This is a genomic window from Bordetella bronchialis (assembly GCF_001676705.1).
Taxonomy (GTDB): domain Bacteria; phylum Pseudomonadota; class Gammaproteobacteria; order Burkholderiales; family Burkholderiaceae_B; genus Bordetella_C; species Bordetella_C bronchialis.
Map to the genome: position 1 here is coordinate 2,552,723 of NZ_CP016170.1, position 25,025 is coordinate 2,577,747.

At 66.3% G+C, this 25,025-nt stretch carries 25 protein-coding genes; 18 read left to right on the plus strand and 7 right to left on the minus strand.

The window, feature by feature from the left end; all coding sequences use genetic code 11:
• Positions 1-38: 38 nt before the first annotated feature.
• Complete coding sequence (locus BAU06_RS11225; RefSeq protein WP_066348925.1) at positions 39-1,724, minus strand: FliC/FljB family flagellin; 1,686 nt, start codon at positions 1,722-1,724, stop codon at positions 39-41.
• Positions 1,725-1,917: 193 nt separating this feature from the next.
• Positions 1,918-2,673, minus strand: a complete 756-nt coding sequence (locus BAU06_RS11230; protein WP_066348926.1) for an RNA polymerase sigma factor FliA — start codon at positions 2,671-2,673, stop codon at positions 1,918-1,920.
• A 422-nt stretch (positions 2,674-3,095) separates the two neighbouring features.
• Between BAU06_RS11230 and flhD the strand changes: the two genes are divergently transcribed.
• The 15 genes from flhD (at position 3,096) to flhF (ending at position 20,324) form a co-directional block, all read left to right on the plus strand.
• Positions 3,096-3,419 carry a flagellar transcriptional regulator FlhD gene (gene flhD / locus BAU06_RS11235; protein WP_066348928.1) on the plus strand — a complete coding sequence of 108 codons (324 nt, stop codon included), beginning with the start codon at positions 3,096-3,098 and terminating at the stop codon, positions 3,417-3,419.
• Positions 3,420-3,441: 22 nt separating this feature from the next.
• Positions 3,442-4,098 (plus strand): flagellar transcriptional regulator FlhC, encoded by a 657-nt coding sequence (gene flhC, locus BAU06_RS11240; RefSeq protein WP_066348930.1) that lies wholly within the window; start codon positions 3,442-3,444, stop codon positions 4,096-4,098.
• Between the two features lie 123 nt (positions 4,099-4,221).
• Positions 4,222-5,094 carry a flagellar motor stator protein MotA gene (gene motA, locus BAU06_RS11245; RefSeq protein WP_066348932.1) on the plus strand — a complete coding sequence of 291 codons (873 nt, stop codon included), beginning with the start codon at positions 4,222-4,224 and terminating at the stop codon, positions 5,092-5,094.
• Between the two features lie 15 nt (positions 5,095-5,109).
• On the plus strand, positions 5,110-6,195 hold the full coding sequence (motB, locus tag BAU06_RS11250; protein WP_082993638.1) for a flagellar motor protein MotB: 1,086 nt from the start codon (positions 5,110-5,112) through the stop codon (positions 6,193-6,195).
• 13 nt (positions 6,196-6,208) lie between these two features.
• Positions 6,209-6,601 carry a response regulator gene (locus BAU06_RS11255; protein ID WP_066348936.1) on the plus strand — a complete coding sequence of 131 codons (393 nt, stop codon included), beginning with the start codon at positions 6,209-6,211 and terminating at the stop codon, positions 6,599-6,601.
• A gap of 15 nt (positions 6,602-6,616) precedes the next feature.
• A complete protein-coding gene (gene cheA / locus BAU06_RS11260; RefSeq protein WP_066348939.1) occupies positions 6,617-8,758 on the plus strand; it encodes a chemotaxis protein CheA in 2,142 nt (713 codons plus the stop codon).
• Positions 8,759-8,769: 11 nt separating this feature from the next.
• Positions 8,770-9,270: a chemotaxis protein CheW gene (gene cheW / locus BAU06_RS11265; RefSeq protein ID WP_066348942.1), complete on the plus strand. Its 501-nt coding sequence runs from the start codon at positions 8,770-8,772 to the stop codon at positions 9,268-9,270.
• A 58-nt stretch (positions 9,271-9,328) separates the two neighbouring features.
• Positions 9,329-11,050, plus strand: a complete 1,722-nt coding sequence (locus BAU06_RS11270) for a methyl-accepting chemotaxis protein (RefSeq protein ID WP_082988543.1) — start codon at positions 9,329-9,331, stop codon at positions 11,048-11,050.
• Between the two features lie 106 nt (positions 11,051-11,156).
• Positions 11,157-11,924: a CheR family methyltransferase gene (locus tag BAU06_RS11275; RefSeq protein WP_231934082.1), complete on the plus strand. Its 768-nt coding sequence runs from the start codon at positions 11,157-11,159 to the stop codon at positions 11,922-11,924.
• Between the two features lie 23 nt (positions 11,925-11,947).
• Entirely contained in the window at positions 11,948-13,003 is a 1,056-nt protein-coding gene (locus BAU06_RS11280; protein ID WP_066348943.1) for a protein-glutamate methylesterase/protein-glutamine glutaminase, read from the plus strand.
• A gap of 52 nt (positions 13,004-13,055) precedes the next feature.
• Positions 13,056-13,445, plus strand: coding sequence for a chemotaxis response regulator CheY (cheY, locus tag BAU06_RS11285; protein ID WP_066348945.1), 390 nt, complete (start codon positions 13,056-13,058; stop codon positions 13,443-13,445).
• A 7-nt stretch (positions 13,446-13,452) separates the two neighbouring features.
• A complete protein-coding gene (cheZ, locus tag BAU06_RS11290) occupies positions 13,453-14,082 on the plus strand; it encodes a protein phosphatase CheZ (protein WP_066348946.1) in 630 nt (209 codons plus the stop codon).
• 333 nt (positions 14,083-14,415) lie between these two features.
• On the plus strand, positions 14,416-15,579 hold the full coding sequence (gene flhB / locus BAU06_RS11295) for a flagellar biosynthesis protein FlhB (protein ID WP_066348947.1): 1,164 nt from the start codon (positions 14,416-14,418) through the stop codon (positions 15,577-15,579).
• 3 nt (positions 15,580-15,582) lie between these two features.
• On the plus strand, positions 15,583-17,697 hold the full coding sequence (gene flhA, locus BAU06_RS11300; protein WP_066348949.1) for a flagellar biosynthesis protein FlhA: 2,115 nt from the start codon (positions 15,583-15,585) through the stop codon (positions 17,695-17,697).
• Between the two features lie 38 nt (positions 17,698-17,735).
• Complete coding sequence (gene flhF / locus BAU06_RS11305; RefSeq protein ID WP_418214826.1) at positions 17,736-20,324, plus strand: flagellar biosynthesis protein FlhF; 2,589 nt, start codon at positions 17,736-17,738, stop codon at positions 20,322-20,324.
• An 83-nt stretch (positions 20,325-20,407) separates the two neighbouring features.
• On the opposite strand, the gene BAU06_RS11310 is transcribed toward flhF, so the two are convergent.
• The 5 genes from BAU06_RS11310 to flgA form a co-directional block, all read right to left on the minus strand.
• On the minus strand, positions 20,408-20,809 hold the full coding sequence (locus BAU06_RS11310) for a type II TA system antitoxin MqsA family protein (protein WP_066358871.1): 402 nt from the start codon (positions 20,807-20,809) through the stop codon (positions 20,408-20,410).
• Between the two features lie 2 nt (positions 20,810-20,811).
• Positions 20,812-21,108 (minus strand): type II toxin-antitoxin system MqsR family toxin, encoded by a 297-nt coding sequence (locus BAU06_RS11315; protein ID WP_066348951.1) that lies wholly within the window; start codon positions 21,106-21,108, stop codon positions 20,812-20,814.
• Positions 21,109-21,288: 180 nt separating this feature from the next.
• Positions 21,289-21,756: a flagella synthesis protein FlgN gene (locus tag BAU06_RS11320; protein ID WP_066348952.1), complete on the minus strand. Its 468-nt coding sequence runs from the start codon at positions 21,754-21,756 to the stop codon at positions 21,289-21,291.
• Between the two features lie 102 nt (positions 21,757-21,858).
• On the minus strand, positions 21,859-22,152 hold the full coding sequence (gene flgM / locus BAU06_RS11325; protein ID WP_066348953.1) for a flagellar biosynthesis anti-sigma factor FlgM: 294 nt from the start codon (positions 22,150-22,152) through the stop codon (positions 21,859-21,861).
• A gap of 192 nt (positions 22,153-22,344) precedes the next feature.
• Complete coding sequence (gene flgA / locus BAU06_RS11330; RefSeq protein ID WP_156770209.1) at positions 22,345-23,052, minus strand: flagellar basal body P-ring formation chaperone FlgA; 708 nt, start codon at positions 23,050-23,052, stop codon at positions 22,345-22,347.
• Positions 23,053-23,415: 363 nt separating this feature from the next.
• Here flgA and flgB point away from each other — a divergent pair, with 363 nt between their 5' ends.
• Genes flgB through BAU06_RS11345 form a run of 3 tightly spaced genes read left to right on the plus strand, consistent with a single transcriptional unit; the run spans position 23,416 to position 25,008 of the window.
• The gene (gene flgB, locus BAU06_RS11335) at positions 23,416-23,823 is read left to right on the plus strand and encodes a flagellar basal body rod protein FlgB (protein WP_066348954.1); all 408 of its coding nucleotides are present in this window, start codon (positions 23,416-23,418) and stop codon (positions 23,821-23,823) included.
• A 19-nt stretch (positions 23,824-23,842) separates the two neighbouring features.
• A complete protein-coding gene (gene flgC / locus BAU06_RS11340) occupies positions 23,843-24,259 on the plus strand; it encodes a flagellar basal body rod protein FlgC (RefSeq protein WP_066348959.1) in 417 nt (138 codons plus the stop codon).
• A 50-nt stretch (positions 24,260-24,309) separates the two neighbouring features.
• A complete protein-coding gene (locus BAU06_RS11345; protein ID WP_066348964.1) occupies positions 24,310-25,008 on the plus strand; it encodes a flagellar hook capping FlgD N-terminal domain-containing protein in 699 nt (232 codons plus the stop codon).
• Positions 25,009-25,025: the final 17 nt, after the last annotated feature.

Consider the following 25,025-nt stretch of genomic DNA (forward strand, 5'->3'; position numbering starts at 1 on the left):
GCGCGTCCGGCGATCCGAACTTATCGATCCGTCGCGAATTAACGCAGCAGCGACAGAACCGATTGCGGGACCTGGTTGGCTTGCGCCAGCACCGCGGTACCAGCCTGTTGCAGGATCTGGGCACGGGTCATGTTCGACACTTCGGTCGCGTAGTCGGCGTCTTGAATACGCGAACGGGCGTCGGACAGGTTGTTGACCGTGTTGTTCAGGTTGGCGATGGTCGACTCGAAGCGGTTCTGGATGGCACCCAGGTCGCTGCGCAGCGAATCCACGTCCGACAGGGCCTGGTCCAGGGCGGCCAGCGGGTTGCTGGTCAGCTTGCCGGCGCTGGTCGTCTTGGTGGTCAGGTGGCCAGCCGAGTCGATGTAGACGGCGTCGCCCACATTTTCTTCGTACTTGGTGCCGTCCACGGCGGCGTCGGTGCTCTTGACGGTGACCGAACCGGTGTCGGGATCGACGCTGTAGACCGTGTCGTACGTCGAGATGTTGGTGAAGTCGCCCTCATTGTCGACGAACGTGTCGCTCGACTTGCCGGTGGCGTCGAACGTGACCGTCGCCTTCAGCAGGCCGTCCTGGTAGTCGATCTTCGAACCAGCAGCGGTGTTGGTCTTCAGGTCGGTCAGGACGCTGTCCTTCGAGGCCGTGGCGGTGTAGGTCACCGAGCCGGCGCCGTCGTTCGAGTACTCCGTGCCGCCAATGGTCACCTTGGAACCGGCGACACCGTTCGCGAACAGGTCGTCCAGCGTGGCTTGCGTGGCGCCGCCCGAGGTGTCGTTGGTGGTCAGCTCGCCGCCAGCGGTCAGGTACGCCTTCTGGCCGCCGATGGTCAGGTTGCCGCTGGAGTCGACTTCGAAGGTCGCCACGGCGCCGTTGGTGGCGTCGTAGGTGCCCGTCACCTTGCCGGAGGTCGGCAGGTAGCTGCTGGTGATGGCCGAGACGTCGGTGGCGTTGGTGGTGTCCAGCGTGGCTTCGTAAGAGAAGTTGCCCGACGCGGCGTGGTACGTGTATTCGACGTCCGTCGCGCCACCTTCGATCGTGACCTTGTCGCCGTCGTTCAGCTTGGCGAAGGCCTGGTCGGCCGTCACGGCGTCGAACTGCGTGGTCACCGTGTAGGTGTTGGCGCCCGCGGCGGTGTTGCCGCCGGCGGCGACCAGGTCGCTGACCGTGGCGGTGCGGTTCTGCGTCGTGCCCGTGCCGTTGATGTTGAAACCATCCAGGCCCAGGGACTTGGAGGTGATGCCCTTCAGGCTGATGTTGATGGTCTGGCCGTCGTTGGCGCCAACCTGGATGCTCAGGTTCTGGTCCTTGGCCAGCACGTTCACGCCGTTGAACTGGGTCTGGGCGGACACGCGGTCGATTTCGTCCAGGCGCTGCTGGATTTCAGCCTGGATCGAATCCAGGTCGGACTGGGAGTTCGTGCCGTTGGTGGCTTGAACGGTCAGTTCGCGGATGCGCTGCAGGTTGTTGTTGATTTCGTTCAGGGCGCCTTCCGTCGTTTGCGCGATGGAGATGCCGTCGTTGGCGTTGCGGGCAGCCTGGGTCAGGCCGTTCACGTTCGCCGTAAAGCGGTTGGCAATTGCCTGACCAGCGGCGTCGTCCTTGGCGCTGTTGATACGCAGGCCGGAGGACAGGCGCTCGATCGCAGAGCCCAGGGCCGACTGCGAGTTGTTCAGGTTGTTTTGAGCAACCAGAGAAAGATAGTTGGTATTGATCACTGCAGCCATGAATAGCTCCCAAGAGAGAAAGGCTTCTTCAAACCGGGCAGCCAGGCCGCCCTGCGGGCACGGTATCGTCCACCGGAGAGATGGGCCGCATGCCGCGCCGCTGACTGGGTAACGGCAAGCCGGCGTAAACCTTTAGGGGGAGGGGGAGCGAAAAATTTCCATATGTGGCACAGCGGACCCGGGCGGCGGCGCCTCAGGCTATGGAGGCCACCCGGACATCTTCCGGCAATTGCTGCCAGGCGCCTTCCTTCAGCCTGGCGCGCAGCCGGCCCATGGCCTGGGAGCGAAGCTGGCACACCCGCGCCTCGGTCACGCCCATGACCGCGCCGACTTCCTTCAGATTGAGCCCCTGCTCGTAGCACAGGGATAGCAGCAGCTTCTCGCGCTCGGGGAGGGCGGCGATGGCCTCGGCCAGGGCGCTGCGGAAGTCTTCCGCCAGCAAGGCCTCCAGCGGATTGCCGGACCCGGACGTCTCTGCGGCGCCGGCGGCCCAGTCGCCGTCGCGGCCTTCGCCGGCGTTTTCCGAGCCGAAGTCCTCGTAATGGACGATCTGCGCTCCCTGCGCGTCATAGAGCAATTGATGGTATTCGCCCAGGGGCAGCTCCAGGTGTCCGGCGATTTCCGCCTCGCTGGGCGGGCGCATCAGCTGTTGCGTGAGCTGCGCGATGGCCTGGTCGATGCGCTTGGCCTTGCTGCGCACGCTGCGCGGCAGCCAGTCCTGGTTGCGCAATTCATCCAGCATGGCGCCGCGGATGCGCGCCGTCGCGTAGGTCTCGAACTGGGCGTCCGCCACCTCCTGGTAGCGGCGGGCCGCATCCAGCAGACCGATCATCCCCGCCTGGATCAGGTCGTCCAGTTCCACGCTGGCGGGCAGGCGCGCCAGCAGTTGCAGGGCCAGCTTGCGCACCAGGGGGGCGTACTCAGCCAGGCGATCTTCGGAAAGGGGCATTGCACTCGACTAGAAGGTTGACCCGTCGCCCGCCACGTTGTGGTGTTGCCTGCGCGCGACATCGTTAGGTCTGGCGGTCCGACCAGCCAGACTCATCCCGAAACCATGTTTCACCTTGCATTGTGAGTACTTCGCCACGTTTCATTGGCACAAAGACACAAGCTTTCTAATGGTTGTTTACGGAATTGCCTTACACTCACAAAAGTCTTTGTTGCTATATATGTCCTTTCGGTGCGATATTTCACTTGTTCCAAAGATTTGTCATGTCTGTCACACAAAATGACATTGCGCATGGTAAATTGTATGACTTGTTGGAACAAACGAAATATTTAGACATTTGTTGCACTCCCGTAGTAACCCAGCCGGCACGGGGGTCGGCTGGTCCCAGGACAGAACCGAAATAGTGAACAAGGGATATTCCGATGAAACAGCCTGAGAACACTTTGCTCGCCGACATTCGAGAAGTGAACCTGTCCTACCTGCTCCTCGCGCAGCGCATGCTGCGCGATGATTATGCGGCTTCCATGTTCCGCCTGGGCTTCAGCGAACAGGTGGCGGACATCCTGATGCGGCTGTCGCCGGCGCAACTGGTCAAGCTGGCCAGCTCCAGTTCCTTGCTGTGCCGCTTCCGCTTCGACGACTACAGCCTGTTGTCGGCGCTGACGCACGACGTACTGGGCGGGGCCCTGCAACAGGCCCACGCGACCATCCTGCTGGCCAAGCAGCCCGTCGAGCAGCTGGCCTGATCTTTCTTATCCCGCAAAGGTCATGGCTATCAAAAGCGTTTCCCAAGAAGCCGACGAGATTCTGCTGGCCAGCGCCATGATCGGTCTCGGCGCCCGCCTCCAGGTCCTGGAGTCGGAAACCAGCCTGAGCCACGACCGGCTCGCGCGGCTGTACCGCGAGATCCGCGGTTGCTCGCCCCCGAAGGGGATGCTGCCGTTCTCGGTGGACTGGTTCATGACCTGGCTGCCGAACATCCATTCGTCCCTGTTCTACAACGTCTATAAGTTCCTCAACGAGCACACCGGCAGCAAGGGCGTGCGGGCCATCATCGATGCCTACCGCCTGTACCTGGAGCATGCCGGCGTGGCCGATCCGGAGCAGGGCGAGCCCGTGCTGAGCTTCACCCGGGCCTGGATGCTGGTGCGCTTCTTCGACGGCAAGATGCTGCAATTGTCGGAATGCCGGCAGTGCGGGGGGCATTTCATCGCCCACGCGCACGATCCGCGCGCCGATTTCGTCTGCGCCATCTGCCGTCCGCCCCCACGAGCGGGCAAGACGCGCGCGGCGGCCAAGGAGCGGGCCGGCCGGCGCGCCATGCCGGCGGCCGGAGCCGCCGTGCCGGCAGCCCCCACGGCGAGCGCGGCGGTGGCCGGTGCCGCGGCGGCCAATGCCGCGGCGGCCGATGCCGTCGGTTTGTGAGCCTCTTGCGCTCAATAACCCCAAAAGCCCCTGAAAATTCCCCGTAAACCACGCTTTCACGGCGACGGTCCCGGGGGATGATGGGCGCCTGGGTAATACATCTATGCTTGGCAGGGGCCTGATGTGCTGATTGTTATTGGTTATCTCGTGGTGATCGTGTCCGTCGTGGGCAGCTTCGTTGCCCTGGGCGGCCATATGGGCGCGCTGTACCAGCCTTTCGAGTTCACGCTCATCGCGGGCGCGGCGGCCGGCGCCTTCCTGGCGGGCAATAGCCGCAAGTCGCTGCAGCTGATCAAAAGCGCGGTGCCCAATGCGCTGCGCGGCGCCCGCTACAACAAGGACGTGTACATGGAACTCATGTCCTTGATGTACGTGATCCTGAACAAGGCGCGCCGCGAGGGCCTGATGGCCGTCGAGTCGCACATCGAGGATCCGGCTTCCAGCCCCATCTTCACGGAATGCCCGCGCATCATGAAGGACGAGAAGCTGATGGAGTTTCTCACCGACTACCTGCGCATCATGATCAGCGGCAACATGAGCTCCTTCGAGATCGAGACGCTCATGGACGAGGAAATCGAAACCTTCCGCCACGAGCGCCAGGTGCCGGTGCTGGCGCTGCAGAACGTCGCCGACGCCATGCCCGCCTTCGGCATCGTGGCCGCGGTGCTGGGCGTGATCAAGGCGCTGGCGGCGGTCGACCAGCCGCCCGCCGTGCTGGGCGACCTGATCTCCAAGGCCATGGTGGGGACCTTCCTGGGCATCCTGCTGGCCTACGGTTTCGTCGGGCCGCTGGCCTCGCGCGTGGATCGCCAGACCAGCGAGGCGGTCAAGATCCTGGAATGCATCAAGACCACGCTGCTGGCCAGCATGAACGGCTATCCGCCGCAACTGGCGGTGGAGTTCGGCCGCAAGGTCCTGTTCTCCGGCGTGCGTCCGTCGTTCGCCGAACTGGAAGAGCACGTCCGCCAGGCCAAGACCTCCACCTCCAAGGCTTGACGGGGATCCTGTCGCATGGCTCCAGTCAATAACCATCGGGTGGTGATCCGGCGCAAGAAGGGCGCGCATGGCGGGCACCACGGCGGCAGCTGGAAGATCGCCTACGCCGACTTCATCACCGCGATGATGGCGTTCTTCCTGGTGATGTGGCTGATCAGCGTGGTGCCGCGCGAAGAGCTCAAGGGCATCGCCGAATACTTCCGCATGCCCCTGCGGGTCGCCCTGACCGGCGGGCCCAGCAATTCCGCCGAGACCAGCGCGATCCCGGGCGGCGGCGTCGATCCCTTGCGCAGCGAGGGCGACGTGCGGCGCGCCGACGGCAATCGCGTCGAGGCCCAGGTGCAGGGCGACGAGGCGCAGCGCCGCGACCAGCGCCGCCTGGAAGATCTGCAGAAGCGCCTGAACAACCTGATCGAAAACAGCCCGGTCCTGAAGAATTTCCGGCCGCAGCTGCTGATCGACATGACCACCGAAGGCCTGCGCATCCAGATCATCGACAACAAGAACCGGCCGATGTTCGCCACGGGCTCGGCGGAGGTCCAGCCCTATATGCGCGACATCCTGCGCGAACTGGGTCCGGTGCTGAACGAGATTCCCAACAAGATCAGTATCTCCGGCCATACCGACGCCACCCAGTACGCGCGCGGCGAGCGTGCCTACAGCAACTGGGAGCTGTCCGCGGACCGTGCCAATGCGTCCCGGCAGGAGCTCGTGGCCGGCGGCATGAACGAGACCAAGGTCGCGCGGGTGATGGGCCTGTCTTCCAGCGTCAGCCTGGTTAAGGATGACCCCTATGCTGCCGTTAATAGACGCATCAGCCTGGTGGTGTTGAACCGGGCCACGCAGCAACGGCTGGAGCGCGAGAACGCGTCGGCGGCGGATATCTCGGCCGCCGATGCCAGGCAGGTTGGCAGCGGGCTGGTGCGCTCGGCGCCCGCGCCGGGCCGCAATAGCGGCGTGGTCCAGGAAGTGCCGTCGTCCGGGCAAGGGTCCGGCGCGACGGGGGCCGGTTCCGCCACGACGGGACAGGGGGCGGCGCCAGGGGCCGTGGTGACGCAAGCCGGAACGACGGTCATCGTGCCGGTCCGCCCCGCACAATAGGAGTAGTTCGACCATGACGGCGACGATATTGGTCGCGGACGATTCCGCGACGATGCGCATGATTGTCCAGGCCACCCTGACGGGTGCCGGCTGGAAGGTGCTGGCCGCCGGCAACGGCAAGGATGCGCTGGCGCTGGCGATGGAGCAGGCCGAGCCGGTGGACCTGGTGGTGAGCGACTGGAATATGCCGGTCATGGGCGGCCTGGACCTGATACGCGGCCTGCGCCAGGTGGATCGCTACGAGGAAGTTCCCGTCCTGGTGCTGACCACCGAGGACGACGTGGAAAGCAAGACCGCCGCGCGCGACCTGGGCGTGTGCGGCTGGCTGCAGAAGCCGGTCGATCCGGACTTGTTGATAGAGATGGCGTCGGAGCTCCTGGGGCAACCCGGCGAGCCTTCGCATTGAGAAGAGAAGGGCGTCATGAGCGGTCTTGATCTGAGTCAGTTTTACGAGACGTTCTTCGATGAGGCGGATGAGTTGCTCGCCCAGATGGAGCAGCTGCTGCTCGAACTGGACGCCGGGCAGCCCGACATCGAGCAGTTGAACGCGATCTTCCGTGCCGCGCACTCGATCAAGGGGGGCGCCGCCACATTCGGTTGCTTTACCCAGCTGGCCGAAACCACGCACCTGCTGGAGAACCTGCTCGATGCCATCCGCCGTGGCGAGATGGCCTTGCGCACGGACATGATCGACATTTTTCTGGAAACCAAGGACGTGCTGAAAAGCCAATTGGACGCCTACCGCGCCTCCGAGGAGCCCGACGCCGCCGCCTACGAGCGCATCTGCGAGGTCCTGCGCCAGCTGGCGTTGGAGCAGCAAGGCGGCCAGGCCGCGCCGGCCCCCGCGGCCCCGGCACCGGCGGCTCCGCCGCCCGTAACGGCGGCGCCCGTCGCCCCGCCGGCGGCTCCCGCCGCGCCGGCCCCCGAGGCCGGCGCCGACAACCTGCCGCTGCGCGTGCGCATCAACCGCGTGTCGGCCAAGGATGCCCAGTCCTTGCTGGAGGAAATGAACAATCTGGGCCATGTACTGGCCAGCGACCAGGCCGGCGGCGGCCTGACCGTATGGCTGGAAAGCACATGTTCGGCCGACGACATCGAGGCAGTGTGCTGCTTCATCGTCGACGCCGACCAGATCTCCATCGGCCGCGAGGCGGTTCCCGGTCCCGCCCATGCCGTCGACGATTTCGCCCAGGCCGCCGCGGAGTTCGCCGCGCAGGCCCCGGCGCCCGCCGCGGCGGTATCCGCCCCGGTAGCGGCGGCCGCGCCGGCGCAGGCGCCCGAAGCGGCCGCCCCGGCGGCCCGGCCCGCCGCCGAGGCCGCCACGCCGCGCGCCCCGCGCAGCGCCGCCGCCGCCCCGGCGGCGGACAAGGAATCGACTTCCATCCGCGTCGGCGTGGAGAAGGTGGACCAGATCATCAACCTGGTCGGCGAGCTGGTGATCACGCAGGCCATGCTGTCGCAGACGGCCTCTACCCTGGATCCGGTCCTGCACGACCGGCTCCTGAACGGCATGGAGCAGCTGGAGCGCAATGCGCGCGACCTGCAGGAGGCCGTGATGTCCATCCGCATGATGCCGATGGACTATGTATTCAGCCGCTTCCCGCGCCTGGTCCGCGACCTGGCCGGCAAGATGGGCAAGCAGATCGAGCTGCAGACCTATGGCCGTGCGACCGAACTGGACAAGAGCCTGATCGAGCGCATCATCGATCCCTTGACCCACCTGGTGCGCAACAGCCTGGACCACGGCATCGAAACGCCGGAAAAGCGCGTCGCGGCGGGCAAGGACCCCGTGGGCCAGCTGGTCCTGTCGGCGCAGCATAGCGGCGGCAATATCGTCATCGAGGTCAGCGACGACGGCGGCGGGCTGAACCGCGAGCGCATCCTGAACAAGGCCATCCAGCAAGGCATCGCCGTGAGCGAAAACGCCACCGACGACGAAGTGTGGCAGCTGATCTTCGCGCCGGGCTTCTCGACGGCGGAACAGATCACCGATATCTCCGGCCGCGGGGTCGGCATGGACGTCGTGCGCCGCAATATCCAGGACATGGGCGGCCATGTGCAGCTGTCCTCCGTGCCGGGCAACGGCACCACGACGCGCATTGTGCTGCCGCTTACGCTGGCCATCCTGGATGGCATGTCCGTGCGCGTCGGCGCCGAGACCTTCATCCTGCCGCTGAACCACGTGACCGAATCGCTGCAACCGACCAACGAGCAGATCTATTCCGTGGCGGGCAACGAGCGCGTCATGCACGTGCGCGGCGAGTACCTGCCGCTGGTCGAATTGCACCGCGTATTCTCGGTGGCGGGCGCGCAGGATGATCCGACGCAGGCCATCGCGGTGATCATGCAGGCCGAGGACAAGCGTTTCGCGCTGCTGGTGGACCACCTGGTCGGACAGCACCAGGTCGTCGTGAAGAATCTGGAATCCAATTACCGCAAGGTGCCCGGCGTATCGGCGGCCACCATCCTGGGCGACGGCAGCGTCGCGCTGATTATCGACGTGTTCGCCATGGCCCGCGCGAACCGTGAAAAATGGACGCCGGCCGAAGCGGTCCTGAACTGAGGGAGAACCACATGGCAGCCAAACCCCAAGCGCAAGGGGCCCGTGTCGAGGACATGGGCCGCGAATTCCTGGTCTTCACCCTGGGTGAGGAAGAATACGGCATCGACATCCTGAAGGTGCAGGAGATCCGCGGCTACGACGCCGCCACGGTGACCCGCATCGCCAATGTGCCGCAATTCATCAAGGGTGTGACCAACCTGCGCGGCATCATCGTTCCTATCGTCGACCTGCGCATCAAGTTCAACCTGGGCAAGGTCGAATACAACGAGCAGACCGTCGTCATCATCCTGAACCTGGATCGCCGGGTGGTCGGCATCGTGGTCGACGGCGTGTCCGACGTGCTGATGCTGGGCGCCAGCCAGGTGCGCCCCGCGCCGGAATTCGGCGCGACCCTGTCGACGGAATACCTGACCGGGCTGGGCACCGTGGATGACCGCATGCTGATCCTGGTCGATATCGAAAAGCTGATGACCAGCGACGAGATGGCGCTGGTGGAAAAAGTCGCCAGTTGAGCGGCTCGCACCGGAGGGAGATGGGCGGAGGCCAACCTGTCCGATAGAGGGGATGCAGATGCGCAAATTCTTTTCCAATATGACGATACGCGCGAGCCTGCTCTGGGTGTTGGTCTTTTTCTCGCTGATGCTGGTACTGGGCGCCGCGCTGGGTGTGCTGTCGCTGAAGGTCGGCGACAGCACCATGCGCGAGATGCGTCGCAGCCAGGCCGTGAGCAATGTCCTGCAGGACATGGTCAGCGACTACAAAAGCGCCATGATAGGCCTGGGCCGTGCCGCCGCGCTGCACCTTAACGAAGTCATCAAGCAGATTGGGCAGCCGACCATTCCGCAGGCCGGCCTGAGCGGCGCCGCCAAGCCCTTGCTGGATTTCGCGCGCATCTCCTACGACAAGGCGCAGGCCGACTTCAAGAAATACCAGGCGCTGCCCAAGCCGCCGGGGCTGGACAACGAGTTCAAGGAAATCGACGAGGCGTTCTCCGCCATCCTCGGCCAGGGCTTGAGGGTCATGTTCGACGACCTGAACAAGGGCGACCTGCCGGCCTACCAGACGCATGCGCAAATGGTCGCCGACGTCATGGAGGACCGCCTGAACCTGGCGATCGGTCAATACATGACCTGGCGCATGCGCACGACGGACGAGGCATTCGACGAAGCGGAGCAGCGCTACAACCTGGTGCTGTCCGCCGTGGCGGCGGGCGGCGTTCTTGCGCTGCTGCTGGTGCTGGCCACTTATGTCTTCCTGCGCCGGCGGGTGGTGCGGCCGCTGGCCGAGGCGGTGCGTCATTTCGACCGCATCGCGGCGGGCGACCTGACCGATGCCGTGACGGTGGATTCCAGCAACGAGATCGGCGCCCTGTACGGCGCGATGAAGCGCATGCAGGAAAGCCTGACGCGCACGGTGTCGGCGGTGCGTCGCGGGGTGGACGAGATCAACGTGGGTTCGCGGGAGATTTCGGCGGGCAATACGGACCTGTCCAGCCGCACGGAACAGCAGGCGGCCTCGCTGGAAGAGACGGCGGCCTCGATGGAGGAACTGGCCTCGACGGTGAAGCAGAACGCAGAGAACGCGCGGCAGGCGAACCAGCTGGCGGCCAGCGCCTCGGACGTGGCCGAGCGCGGTGGCGCGGCGGTGGCCGAGGTGGTGAACACGATGCAGGAGATCTCGGGCAGCTCGCGCAAGATTTCCGAGATCGTGAGCGTGATCGACGGCATTGCGTTCCAGACGAACATACTGGCGCTGAACGCGGCGGTGGAAGCGGCGCGCGCGGGCGAGCAGGGCAAGGGCTTCGCGGTGGTGGCGGGCGAAGTGCGCTCGCTGGCGCAGCGCAGCGCGCAGGCGGCCAAGGAGATCAAGGCGCTGATCGAGGATTCGGTGACCAAGGTGGGGGCGGGCTCGCAGCAGGTGGAGCGGGCGGGCTCGACGATGCAGGAGATCGTGGCCTCGGTGAAGCGGGTCACGGACATCATGGGCGAGATCTCGGCGGCGTCGGAGGAACAATCCAGCGGCATCGACCAGGTCAACCGCGCGGTGTCGCAGATGGACGAAGTCACGCAGCAGAACGCCGCGCTGGTGGAAGAAGCCGCGGCGGCCGCCGGCTCGCTGCAGGAACAGGCGCAGCGCCTGGCCGAGGCCGTGTCGGTGTTCAAGATCAACGAAGGCCAGGTCATCGACGTGCCCGCCCGCCGCATCGAGGCGGCCGGGTCAGGTGCGGCCGGCCCGGGTGCGGCCGGCCCGGGCGCGCCCAGGCTGGCCGGGCACGTCGCCCAGCCTGCCTGACCGAGTCGAGCAAGGGAATCCCGTGGCGACAGCGACAGCAGTGGCATCCGGTCAGGCCGAGCGGCAGTTCGAATTCCGCGAGGCGGACTTTTCCCGCGTGCGCCGCATGATCCACGAGCGCGCCGGCATTTCGCTGGGCACCCACAAGCGCGAGATGGTCTATAGCCGGCTGGCCCGCCGGCTGCGCAGCCTGGGCCGTGGCGATTTCGCCAGTTACCTGGACCGGCTGGAGGCATCTCCCGCCGATCCGGAGTGGGAAGAGTTCGTCAATGCCTTGACCACCAACCTGACGGCGTTCTTCCGCGAAGCGCATCATTTCCCCATACTGGCCAAGTTCGCCGCCGAGCGGCCGCAGCCGGTGTCGATCTGGTGCTGCGCGGCCTCGACGGGCGAAGAGCCGTACTCGATCGCCATCACGCTGATGGAGGCCCTGGGCGCGCGCGCCGCCTCCGCCAGCGTCCTGGCGACGGACATCGACACCAACGTCCTGCAGCGGGCCCGTACCGCGGTCTATCCCTTCGAGCGCGTGGCCAAGATCGAAGAGGCCCGGCTCAAGCGCTTCTTCCTGAAGGGCAAGGGCGCCGCCGCCGGCCAGGTCCGCGTGCGGCCGGAAGTGGCCGGCATGGTGCGCTTCGAACCCTTGAACCTGCTGGCGCCGGATTGGCCCATCCAGGAGAAGTTCGATGCGATCTTCTGCCGCAACGTCATGATCTACTTCGACAAGCCGACGCAGGCGCGCATCCTGGAGCGCTTCGCGCCGCTGTTGAAGCCTGGCGGCCTGCTGTTCGCGGGCCATTCCGAAAACTTCAGCTATATCAGCCGCGATTTCCGCTTGCGCGGACAGACCGTCTACGAGTGCTTGGGGCGACAGTAAAAGGCGCCTCATCGGCGAACGACATGCAGAAAAAAATAACCGTTTTGTGCGTCGACGACTCCGCGCTGGTGCGTGGCTTGATGACGGAGATCATCAACAGCCAGCCCGATATGGAGGTGGTCGCGACCGCGCCCGATCCGCTGGTGGCCCGCGAGCTGATCAAGAAGCACAATCCCGACGTGCTGACGCTGGATGTCGAAATGCCGCGCATGGACGGCCTGGACTTCCTGGAAAAGCTGATGCGCCTGCGGCCGATGCCCGTGCTGATGGTGTCGTCGCTGACCGAACGGGGCTCCGAAATCACATTGCGCGCGCTGGAGCTGGGCGCCGTGGATTTCGTCACCAAGCCCAAGCTGGGCATACGCGACGGCCTGCTCGAATACACCGAGGTCATCGCCGACAAGCTGCGTGCCGCCGCCCGTGCCCGGCCCAAGGCATTGCAGGCGATGCCGGAAGCCCCCAAGCAGGTGCTGCGCTCGCCGCTGTCCAGCTCGGAAAAGCTGGTCATCATCGGCGCGTCCACCGGCGGCACCGAGGCCATCCGCCACGTGCTGCAGCCGCTGCCGCCGGACAGCCCCGCCATCCTGATCACGCAGCACATGCCGGCGGGCTTCACGCGCTCTTTCGCCCAGCGGCTGGACAGCCTGTGCAGCCTGACGGTGCGCGAGGCCACCCATGGCGAGCGCGTGCTGCCCGGGCACGTCTACCTGGCGCCGGGTGGCGAATGCCATATGCGGCTCGGGCGTAGCGGCGCCAACTATATCGTCGAGCTGGACCCGTCCGAGCCGGTGAACCGGCACCGGCCTTCGGTGGATGTGCTGTTCCATTCGGTGGCGGTGTCGGCGGGGCGCAACGCCGTGGGCGTCATCCTGACCGGCATGGGCAAGGACGGCGCGGCGGGACTGCTGGAAATGAAACGCGCGGGCGCGCGCACGCTGGCGCAGGACGAAACCAGCTGCGTGGTCTTCGGCATGCCGCGCGAGGCCATCGCGCTGGGAGCGGCCGACGAAGTGGTATCGCTGGACGCGATGAGCGAACGCATCCTGGCCAATGCCGGGGATCGCGGACACCGCGTATGATGCCGGACGGCGGTCGTCCTGGCATGCAACTGAATTTTTTGGAGTCGATGAGATGGTTGACAAGAATTTGAAAATTTTGGTGGTGGACGATTTCCCGACCATGCGTCGCATCGTCCGCAACCTGCTGAAGGAGCTGGGGTTCGAAAACGTCGACGAGGCCGAGGACGGCCAGATGGCCCTGGACAAGCTGCGTACCGGCGGCTTCCAGTTCGTCGTCTCGGACTGGAACATGCCCAATCTGGACGGGCTGTCGATGCTGCAGCAGATACGCGCCGACGCCAATCTCTCCAAGCTGCCCGTGCTGATGGTGACGGCGGAAGCCAAGAAGGAAAACATCGTCGCGGCCGCGCAGGCCGGCGCGAACGGCTACGTGGTCAAGCCCTTCACGGCCGCCACGCTGGAAGAAAAGCTGAACAAGATTTTCGAAAAACTCGGCGGCTGAGGATGGCATGGAGACGACGCAAAGCCCCAACGGCGATCCCGGCGAACTGATCCACCGCATCGCATCCCTGACGCGCATGCTGCGCGACAGCATGCGCGAGCTTGGCCTGGACCAGGCCATCAAGGATGCGGCCGAAGCCATACCCGACGCCCGCGACCGCCTGCGCTACGTGGCGCAGATGACGGAACAGGCCGCGCACCGGGTATTGAACGCCATCGACCAGACGCAGCCCATCCAGGACGAGATGGCCAAGAACGCGCAGACCCTGGACGCCCGCTGGCGCGAATGGTTCGACCAGCCGCTGGAGCTGGCCCAGGCGCGCGAACTGGTGAAGGACACGCGCGACTTCCTGCAGGACGTGCCCAAGCAGACGCAGGCGACCCAGTCCAAGCTGCTGGAAATCATGATGGCCCAGGATTTCCAGGACCTGACCGGCCAGGTCATCATGAAGATGATGGACGTGGTGGGCGCGATCGAGAAGGAGCTCCTGCAGGTGCTCATCGACAATGTGCCCACCGAACGGCGCGAGGAAGCCACGTCGCTGCTGAACGGCCCGCAGGTCAACCCGACCGGCAAGGCCGACGTGGTGACGAGCCAGGACCAGGTGGACGACCTGCTGGCCAGCCTGGGCTTCTAGAAAGGGAGGGCCCACCCCGAAGGGGAGGACCCGCCCCCCGAAGCGCTGCGCGCTTCCCCCCTCAAGGGGGGCGACGCTGGAGGACCGGCGGAGCCGGATCCTCGGCGTCCCGGGTCGGGGGCGCCTGTTTCTTGCGTGGGGCCGTCGTGCGGCCACAGCGGGCCGGGCGGCCGGCTTTTTTGCTTGGATCGAAAAGCGCCGCTTTCCCCGGCTTGATCGCGGATTCGCTTTTCCGCGCTTTTCCTAAAATTTCATCGCCGGCCTGTTTCATCCGCAAGGAGGCTCTCGAGAGAGCGCCCACAGGCCCGGCCGACGTCCGGATAAGCGCGCAGCATGGCCGAAGAAAGCGATCTCGAAAAAACCGAAGCCGCCTCACCCCGGCGCCTGGAAAAGGCGCGCGAGGAAGGGCAGGTTCCCCGATCCCGGGAGCTGAGCACCTTTCTGGTGCTGGCCACCGGCGTGGCGGTGCTGTGGGGCGGCGGCGCGTATATCTACCAGTCGCTCGACGGCATCATGCGGCATGCGCTGGGCTTCGAGCCGGATCTCGCGCGCGATACGAATGTCATGCTGACGAGCGCCGCCGAAAGCGGCTGGCAGGGCCTGATCACCGCGCTGCCCATCCTGGGCCTGCTTGGGGTCGCCGGCGTGTTCGCCGGCTTGCTGCTGGGTGGCCTGGTGTGGTCGGGCAAGCCTTTGGAATTCAATTTCAACAAGCTCAATCCGCTGACCGGCATCGGCCGCATGTTCTCATGGCAGACCGTGGTCGAACTGGCCAAGGCCATCAGCAAGGCGCTGGTCGTCGGCGGGGTGGCGGCAGCCACCATCTGGCATTACATCGACGAAATGACCGGCCTGATGCACGCGGCGCCGGCCGCGGCGCTCGCCAATATGCTGAACCTCATCGGCCTGTGCTGCGCCTTCGCGGTCGCCTCGCTGCTGCTGATCGCCTTGCTCGACGTGCCCTGGCAGATATTCAGCCATGCCAAGAAGCTGCGCATGAGCAAGGAAGACGTGAAACAGGAGTTCAAGGAAAGCGAGGGCGATCCCATGATCAAGGCGCGCATGCGGCAGCTGCAGCGCCAGGCGGCGCGCCGCCGCATGATGGCCGAGGTGCCCAAGGCCGACGTGGTCGTCACCAATCCCACGCATTACGCCGTCGCGCTCCGCTATAGCGACGGCGATATGGCCGCCCCGCGCGTCGTGGCCAAGGGCATGGGAGAGATCGCCGCCCGCATCCGCGAGCTCGCGCAGGAAAACCGCGTGCCCATGCTGGAGGCGCCGCCCCTGGCGCGCGCGCTGTACCGTCACGTCGAACTGGGGCAGGAAATCCCCGCCGCCCTGTACACAGCGGTCGCCGAGGTGCTGGCCTGGGTGTTCCAGCTGCGGTCGTGGCGCCCGGGCTGGGCGCCGCCGGTTGCCCCGACCAATCTGCCCGTGCCCGAGGGAATGGACCCGCAGGCCGGGCCCGCGGCCTTGGCGGCCGCCGAAGGAGCTTAAGGAATGGGCGCGTTGATCGCCATGTTCAAGAACAACGGCGGCGCCCAGGCGCGGCTGCTGGCCGGTCCCTTGCTGATCGTGATGGTCCTGGGGATGATGATCCTGCCTTTGCCGGCATTCATCCTGGACCTGCTGTTCACGTTCAATATCTCGCTGGCGATCATGATCCTGCTGGTGGCCATGTTCACCCGCAAGCCGCTGGACTTCGCCGCCTTTCCGTCGGTGCTGCTGTTCGCCACGCTGCTGCGGCTGTCGCTGAACGTGGCCTCCACCCGCGTCGTGCTGCTGCATGGCCATACCGGACCGGACGCGGCGGGCAAGGTGATCGAGGCCTTCGGGCACTTCCTGGTGGGCGGCAACTTCGCCATCGGCATCATCCTGTTCGTGATCCTGACGATCATCAACTTCATCGTGATCACCAAGGGCGCGGGCCGGATCGCCGAAGTCGGCGCGCGCTTCACCCTGGACGCCATGCCCGGCAAGCAGATGGCGATCGATGCCGACCTGAACGCCGGCCTGATCCGCGAGGACGAAGCGCGGCGGCGCCGTGGCGAGGTCGCCCAGGAAGCGGATTTCTATGGCTCCATGGACGGCGCCAGCAAATTCGTGCGCGGCGACGCGGTGGCCGGCCTGTTGATCATGGCGATCAACGTCATCGGCGGCCTGATCGTCGGCGTGGCCCAGCACGGCCTGTCGGTGGGCGATTCGGCGCGCGTGTATACGCTGTTGACCATCGGCGACGGCCTGGTGGCGCAGATCCCGGCGCTGATCATTTCCACGGCCGCGGGCGTGGTCGTATCGCGGGTCGCGAACGGGCAGGACGTCGGCCAGCAGATCATCGGCCAGCTGTTCTCCAATCCCAGCGTGCTGTTCCTGACCGCCGGTATCGTGGGCGTGATGGGGCTGATCCCCAATATGCCGCACATCGCTTTCCTGGCGCTGGCGGCGGCGTTCGGCACGGGCGGCTGGCTGCTGTACAAGAAGCAGATGCGCGACGCCGCCGAGGAGAGCCGCGCGCCCACGCCCGCGCAGGAACAGGCCAAGATCGCCGCTGCCGAGGCCAGCTGGGACGACGTTTCCATGGTCGACCAGTTGGGACTGGAAGTCGGCTATCGCCTGATTCCGCTGGTGGACCACTCGCAGAACGGCGAGCTGCTGCACCGGGTGCGCAGCCTGCGCAAGAAGTTCGCGCAGGACGTGGGCTTCCTGCCGCCGGTGGTGCATATCCGCGACAACCTGGAACTCAAGCCCAACGATTACGTCATCCTGCTGTCCGGCGTGGAGGTCGGCCGCGGCGTGGCAATGCCGGGCCAGTGGCTGGCCATCGATCCCGGCGGCGTGACCATCAAGCTCAAGGGCACGCCGACCACGGATCCGGCCTTCGGCCTGCCGGCGGTCTGGATCGATGCGTCGCTGCGCGACCAGGCCCAGGTGGCGGGCTATACGGTGGTGGACGCCAGCACCGTGGTCGCCACCCACCTGAACCACCTGATGCATCGCCATGGCTCCCAGCTGCTGGGACGCCAGGAAGTGCAGCAGCTGCTGGACCGCATCGCGCGCGAGGCGCCCAAGCTGGTCGAGGACCTGGTGCCCAAGACCATCTCGCTCACCTTGCTGCAAAAGGTGCTGCAGGGCTTGTTGGCCGAAGAGGTCCCCATCCGCGACATGCGCTCGATCGTGGACACCATCTCGGAACATGGGCCGCGCCTGTCGGCGCTCAACGCCACCTCGGGCGGCCAGCCCGATGTCGGCGAGCTCATCGCCCTGGTGCGCCGCTCGCTGGGCCGCGCCATTACGCAGCAATGGTTCCCCGGCGAAGGCGAAGTCCGCGTCATCGGCCTGGACGTCCGGCTGGAGCGCGTGCTGTCGCAGGCCATCGGCACCAGCGGCGTGCTGGAGCCCGGCCTGGCCGACACCCTGCTGCGCGAAACGCGCGCGGCCGTCTCCCGCCAGGAGGCGCTGGGCAATGCGCCCGTCCTGGTCGTATCGCCGGTCCTGCGGCCGGCCCTGTCCCGTTTCCTGCGCCACCACGTTCCGCAACTGGGCGTGCTGGCCAATACCGAAATTCCGGATGAACGCATCGTGCGAGTCACGGCGCTGATCGGGGGTAACTCTTGAAGATCACCCGCTTTTTCGCGGCGACCCATCGCGAGGTCATGCGCGAAGTGCGCATGGCCCTGGGGCCGGACGCATTGATTATCTCCAGCCGCAGCATGGACGGCGGCGTGGAGGTCATGGCCACGGACCCCTCCGCCATCGACGACGAGGGCCGCATCGTGTTCCGCGAGCCGGAGCCAGCCGTGGCGGAAGTGCGCGCGGCGCAGGACGCGCCGGCCGCGGCGCCGCGCGCCGATGTGGCGCCTGCCGTGGAAGCGCCCGTCCACCCACCGCGATTCGCGGGCAACGGCCTGGCCGAACCCAGGATCGTCGATGCGCGCGCGGCCGAGCCGGCCCACGCGGAGGCCCGTATGCCGGCATTCACCGGCGCCACGCCGGCCGCCGCGCCGCGTGCGCCGGCCCCGCCGCCGCCGCCCGCGCCGGTCTATGGCCCGGCGGACCATACGTTCGCGCTGGTGGACGAGGAAAACACCCAGTACCAGGCCGCCGGCGCCGCGGTGCCCGACGCCAGCCAGGTAACGGAGGCGCTGAACGCCCTGCGCGGCGCGCTGGAAACCCGCATCGACGGCCTGATGTGGGGCAAGGGACTGAGCCGCGAGCCCGTGCCCACCACGCTGTTCCGCACCCTGATGGAGGCCGGCTTCAGCGCCAACCTGATCCGCGCCATGCTGACGCGCCTGCCGCCGCGCATGACCTTCGCGGCGGCCATGAACTGGGCGCGCAACGAGCTGATCAACCATCTGCCCGTCATGGGCGACGAAGACGAGTTGCTGGGCAACGGCGGCGTGTTCGCGCTGGTCGGGCCGACCGGGGTCGGCAAGACCACCACGCTGGCCAAGCTGGCGGCGCGCTGCGTGGCCCGCGTGGGCCGCGACCAGGTCGCGATGCTCACCACCGACAACTTCCGTATCGGCGCGCACGAGCAGTTGCAAATCTACGGCCGCCTGATGGGCGTGCCGACCCGTTCGGTGCGCGATGTCGCGCAGCTGCGCGAGACGCTGGCCGAACTGGGCGCGCGCAGGATTATCCTGATCGACACGACGGGCATCAGCCAGCGCGACCGGCACGTCGCCGAACAGGCCGCGATGCTTTGCGGCGCCGGCCGGCCGGTGCAGCGCCTGGTCGTGCTGAACGCGGCCAGCCAGGGCGACACGCTGGACGAGGTCGCGCACGCCTATCGCAACGGCGCCGACGAAGACGTGCGCGGCTGCATCATCACCAAGATCGACGAGGCCTCGCGCTACGCGGCGGCGCTGGACACCGCCATCCGGCACCGCCTTCCCATCCACTACGTGTCGCGCGGCCAGCGCGTGCCCGAGCACATGGAGGTTCCCACGGCCGCCGAGCTGGTCGATGGCGCCTTCGCCTGCCTGCGCCGGCCCGCGCTGTACACCCCCAGCGAGGCGGACCTGGCGGCGCTGTGGTCGGCCTCGCGCGAGGAGGCCGGCGGGCTGATCGGCATGGACCCCGTGCGGCGGCGCCAGCTGCTGGCCTCGGCCATGCTGCGTCCGCAGGGCGCCAGCGCGGAAACCGAGCAGGACATGGATGCGGCGCTGGCCTGGATCAATACCGATCCGGCTTGCGTGCAGGCGCGGGAGCTGTGGCGCGGGCTGGGCAGCCGGCCGCCGCTGGCCACGCCCGCCCTGGTGCGCATGCCCCTGGATATGGTGCGCGGGGAATTCTCCGCGACCTGCTCCCGGCACCTGCTGGTGCTGCACGGGCAGGTGGCCATGAGCGGGCAGGGCATGCCGGGCGGAACCTTGATGTCCTCGCTGCTGATGAGCGACCGCGGCGCGGCGCTGGCCGCGCCGGTGCAGCAACTGGCCCTGGAACACGGCACCGTCTCCAGTATCGACACCGGTGCGGCGCCCCACGCCAATGTGGGCGACGCCCTGGCCGCGCGGGCGGCATGGCTGCAGGGCGCCCTGAAGCCGCTGCCGGTGGTGCACCTGATCGCGGCCGGGACCGCGGCGCTATGGCAATCCCTGTCCGCGCAGGGCATGGACTGGATGTCGCGCTGCACGGGCGCGCTGCGCGTGGTGCAGGATGAAAGTCCCACCATCCTGCAGGCGATCGGCAAGACGCTGGGCTATGTGCCGGTGGGCGAGGCCGGCGACATGGTGGGCCTGAGCCATGTCGTGGGCGACGCCGTCGTGCCGCTGAGGCTCTGGGCCGCCGGCACGGAGGTCACGCTGGCCGGACGCGGCGCCGACACGACGCCCGTGCGCGCCGTCTGCGCCAAACTGATCGATCCTTCCGGCCGTGTGGTCCAGCAGGTCTATGGACTGACCAATGTGGGCGTGGCGCAGGCCGATGCCGCCACCATCGCGCGCTGGCTGGTCCTGCACGACCATGCCAAGGGGGCTTTCCGCTACATGGCCCATGCCTGGCAACCCCTGGCCGGCGCCGCCTCGGGCGACGACTCCACGCTGCGGCAGATGCTGATGGCCGGCCAGCTGGGCGCGGCCTGCTGGCAACTGGCCCATGCACCCTCGGCGTCCATCATGCGCAAACTGCTGCAGGGCTTGATGGGACCGGAACGCAAGCTTCCCGCCCGCCTGGTGCCGCCGGCGCTGCTGCGCTTCCTGGCCATGGTGGAAATGGCGGGCGAGGGCGGCGCGCCCTGACCGGCGCACCGACGCATGGAAAGAAGAGGCCGGCATACGCCGGCCTTGTTCACATTCGGCTGTTGTGCCGCGCGTGGCGGTTGCTACGCTGCTTTCACTTCATCAAGAAGTTCAGGGTGCTTGTCCAATACCTTCAGTAACTTGACGAGTGAAAGAGGCGGCTTCGATTTTCCATTCTCGTAGCGGGAGAAGGCATTGACGCCCCCGCCGAAAATCTCCCCCGCTTCGCGTTGATCCAGCGCCAGCTTTCTGCGCACCATCAAAATGAAATCTGGATCGACGATGGATGAGTTGACCTGTTTGTTGAATGTCAGCATTGCAGTGCTGACACGGGCGGATTCCGCTTGTTCAAGGATGGACTCGCCGCATGCGGGACAGTATTCGCCGGCCACTGCGGGAATTATGGTGGACTCGCTCTTGTAGGTATAGGGCAGATCGCGCACGTCCGGTCGGAGTTCGGCCGCCCCGCATGTTGGGCATCTCATCATCAAAGCTCCTTGAAAGAGACGATCAGGACCTTGTCGATCACCGTCAGCTTCAGGTATATGTCGCCCATGTTGGTTGACGGGCGATAGACGTCTTGCCAGACTTTATGGTCTGCATAGGTCGTCATGCTTTTGTGAAAGTCGGATGGCGATAGCCTCATGACGATATCCAGCATTCCCGAGAAATCCAGTCCCAGGGCCGCTGCTCCAGACAAGGCGGTAGCGGTACAGCGCACCTGGCCGGTTTGGACCATGGACTTGACTACGGCCAACCGGCAATGAGGGGTTCGTTTCTCCATCGGATATTAACCTGATAGGTTAATTCTCAGCAAGTGTCAAGCGCGCTGAGAAGGTAGCGGACCGCTGTGTTCACAGGGCCGTTCCTATGGTTCCGATGGGTCGCGTTTAAAGGAATGCCCTATCGCGTAAACAAAAGGCCGGCATACGCCGGCCTTTCCGCATCTGGGCACCCGCCTGGTTCAGGTCGCCACGATGGTCTTGCCCGTGTTGCCTTGCCGTGCGCGGCCGTTGGCCTCGTACAGGTTGGATCGCTTGGTCAGGGCCTGCAGCGCGTCCAGGGCTTCCTCGGTATAGCGCAAATGCATGTCGATCAGCGCGCCGTTGCGGTCGTTGATGCCGGCGGCGGCCGCGCAGCGGTCCAGCAGCTGGCGCCAGATGCCGGCGATCTCGGGGTATTGCTCGGCGGCCTGGGTGGTGCCGGCGTGGCCGGGGCCGAAGCCCAGTTCCTCCAGCAGGCTGTCGCGGCGCGCGCTCAGTTCATGCAGGCGCGCGGCGATGCCGTTCTTCGATTCCGTGATGGCGTTCAAGGCATTGAAGGACTGGCGCTCGGTCAGGGCTACGGTCTCGGAGCCCAGCAATTCGGTGAATTCGACAACCAGCGCATCTTCTTCCAGCAGGCATTCTTGGAGTTTTTCCGTGGCGTTCATGGCGTCAGAAGAGAGGGTTACGCGAGGGATACTGCGGCGGATGCTGCAAGGGAGATCGCCCCGGCGCCATGCGCCACGGGCGGGAGGCAAGCGAATGGACGGCTACTTCAGCAATTCCTTGGCGCTTGCGATCAAGCCGTCGGCGATCTTGGTCGGGTCGATCTTCAGTTGGCCGGCGGCGATGGCGTCGCGTATGGCCTGCACCTTGGCGGTGTCGATGTCGCCGGCGCCGCTTTGCAGGTCGATCAGCTTGCGCGACATCGGGCTCAGGTCCACCTGGGCGCTGCTCGATCCGCCACCGGCGACGCCGCCATAGGCCTGGCCGATCGCGGTGCGCGTGCTGGCGGTCTCGGTGGCGGTCGTCGAGGGACGGGCGGTCGAGGAATTGATCTTCACAGTCCAAATCCCGCGGAACGGGCTCCTGGGTATACAGGCCGAAGCGCCTGCCTATGTCTCTGTAACGGCAGGCCGGCGTCGAACTTTAGGGAGGCTGCGGCCAGTTTATCCGGCCTGGAACTTCCCCCTAAAACCCGGCATCGCCGGCCATCGTCAATGCAATTATTTAGCATTGTGTCAGGAATCCGCCGGCTAGAGCGGCACCTCGACGTTGCCCTGGGGTTGCAGCACGCCGCTGACGATCTGCCCGGACGCGGTCTTGACCTCCACCGTGGAACCCGGCGTGGCGTTCTGCATGACCTGGCCCTCGCTGCTGACCACGAAGCCGGCGCCGCGCGCCGTGATGCGCACCGTCTGCCCGCGCTGTACCGACCCGGCGCTGCGCAGGCTGCTGGCCCGGATGGGCTGCCCCATGCCGATGCGGTAGCCCACCGTCATGCCGACGACGCTCTGCGGATCCGTGATGGCGCCCGGGGGCAGGTTGATCAGGTCGCCGTCGCGCGGGGCCAGGTCCTCCGGCCGCAGGGTTTCGCCGGCATTGAGGGGCCGCGCCGCCACGAAATATTGCCCGGGCAGGCTGACGGTGGCCTGGACGTAGACGCTCCAGGGCCTGGGCGACGTGCAGCGCACGCCGACGCTCATGCGGGCGCGCGGCCGGGTCGGGCCGGTCATGTACGGCGTCAGGGCATCGCAGGTGGGCAGGCGATCGGTATGGACTTCGTCCATGCGGACGCTGGGCTGGGCGGGCAGGGAAGACAGCTGCTGCAGCAGATAGTCCTGGGCGATCTGCTGCACCGCCGCGGGGTCCTGCGGACGGTCGAGCGCCTGGGCGCGCGCGGCGCCGGCCAGGCCGCCCTGTGCGGCCAGCGCCAGGGCAAGGAGGAAAACGCGTCCGTTCATGGGCATCCCGGGGCGGACCGCCATGGGGCCGCCTGTTGGTACTGGAGAAAAGCGTCGCCGGCCGCATCCGGGGGCGCCGGGCCGGCATGGGCCCTGGCACGCGGAAAGACTCAGCGTCCAGGGAATTGTAGAAGCCCGGCCGCGCGAGCAATACCCGAATTGGCGGACGAATAGTCGGTTATTTGGATGATTGTGCGGCGGCGGGCCCACCTATGATTCCTTCCGTGCCGAAAGGCTTGCCCGCGTAGCGCCGTCCCGCAAGGGGCGGGCGCTTTTCGCCATGGGGCAGCCCGTACGCGCCGGCCCGGCATCCGCCGGGCTGGATGGCCGCATGGCCGCCGCACCAGCAGGGACGCGACCCGGATGATAGACCGCCTCAGCCAGGATCTAGGCTTTTTCCAGCAATCGCTGGGACTGCGCGCGCAGCGCCAGGAAGTGCTGTCGGCCAACATCGCCAATGCCGACACGCCCAACTACAAGGCGCGGGATTTCGACTTCCGCTCGGCCCTGGAAAGCGCGATGGGCGCCAACATGAACCTGCCGGCGGTCAACCTGACGCTGACCTCGGCCCGGCACATCCCGGCGCAAGGCCCGACCCAGCCGACCGTGGACCTGCTGTACCGCAATCCCTACCAGGCCAGCCTGGATGGCAACACGGTCGATATGGACGGCGAGCGGGTGCGCTTCGCCGACAACACGCTGCACTACCAGAGCACTTCCACCGTCCTGACCGCCAAGATCAAGGACATGCTGCTGGCCATTTCCGAATAACGCAAACACAGGATAGACCATGGGTTTGTTGAGCATTTTCGATATCGCCGGTTCGGCGCTGACCGCGCAGTCGCAGCGGATGAACGTGGCCGCGAGCAACCTGGCCAACGCCGACAGCGCCGTCGGGCCGGACGGCCAGCCCTACCGGGCGCGCCAGGTGGTGTTCCAGGTGAATCCCTCGCAGGGCCAGGCCACCGGCGCGGAAATCGGCGGCGTGCGCGTGGCCGGGGTCGTCCAGAGCGATGCCCCCATGAAGCGCCTGTACGACCCGACCAATCCGCTGGCCGACAACCAGGGCTACGTCACCATGCCCAACGTCGACCCGGTGGCCGAAACGGTGAACATGATTTCGGCGTCGCGCTCCTACCAGGCCAACGTCGAAGTCCTGAACACCGCCAAGGCCCTGATGCAGAAAACCTTGACGATAGGCCAATAGCCTAGCAGGCCGCCGCCCGATGGCGGCTTCCCTGGACCCCGGAGTCTTGCATGACCACCACCAGTACCGTCAACAATAACAGCACGACCAACAACGCCACCGGCAGCGGATCGTCGAACGCCGCGGGCAGCGCCCAATCGCTGCAGGACCAGTTCCTGACCCTGCTCGTCGCGCAGATGAACAACCAGGATCCGCTCAACCCGATGGACAACTACCAGTTGACCTCGCAGTTGGCGCAGATCTCCACCGTGCAGGGCGTGCAGGACCTGAAGACGGTGCTGCAGACCATCAGCAGCCAGGTCGACCTGGGCCAGTCCATGGACGCCGTGTCGATGATCGGCAAGCAGGTGCTCTTCCCCGGGGACTCGATGAAGGTCGATACCGACGCCTCCGGTAACCGCGTCCTGACACCCATCGGTATCGACGTGCAGTCGGACGCGCACAACGTGTCGATGAAGATACTGGACAACACCGGCCGCGTGGTGCGCACCATGAACCTGGGCGCGCAGGACGCGGGCATCATCACGCCGACCTGGGACGGCAAGGACGACAGCGGCAATGTCATGCCGGACGGCAAGTACACCTTCACGGTGGCGGCGACCGACCAGAATGGCAATGCCGTCACGGCCGAGGCGCTGACCTACGGCCAGGTCGGCGGCGTTTCGTACGGGACGCAGGGCGTGCGGCTGGACCTGGGCCTGGCCGGCCAGGTCAGCATGCTGGATGTGCGCAAGGTTTTGGCTTCCTGATAGACAAGGGCGGCCGG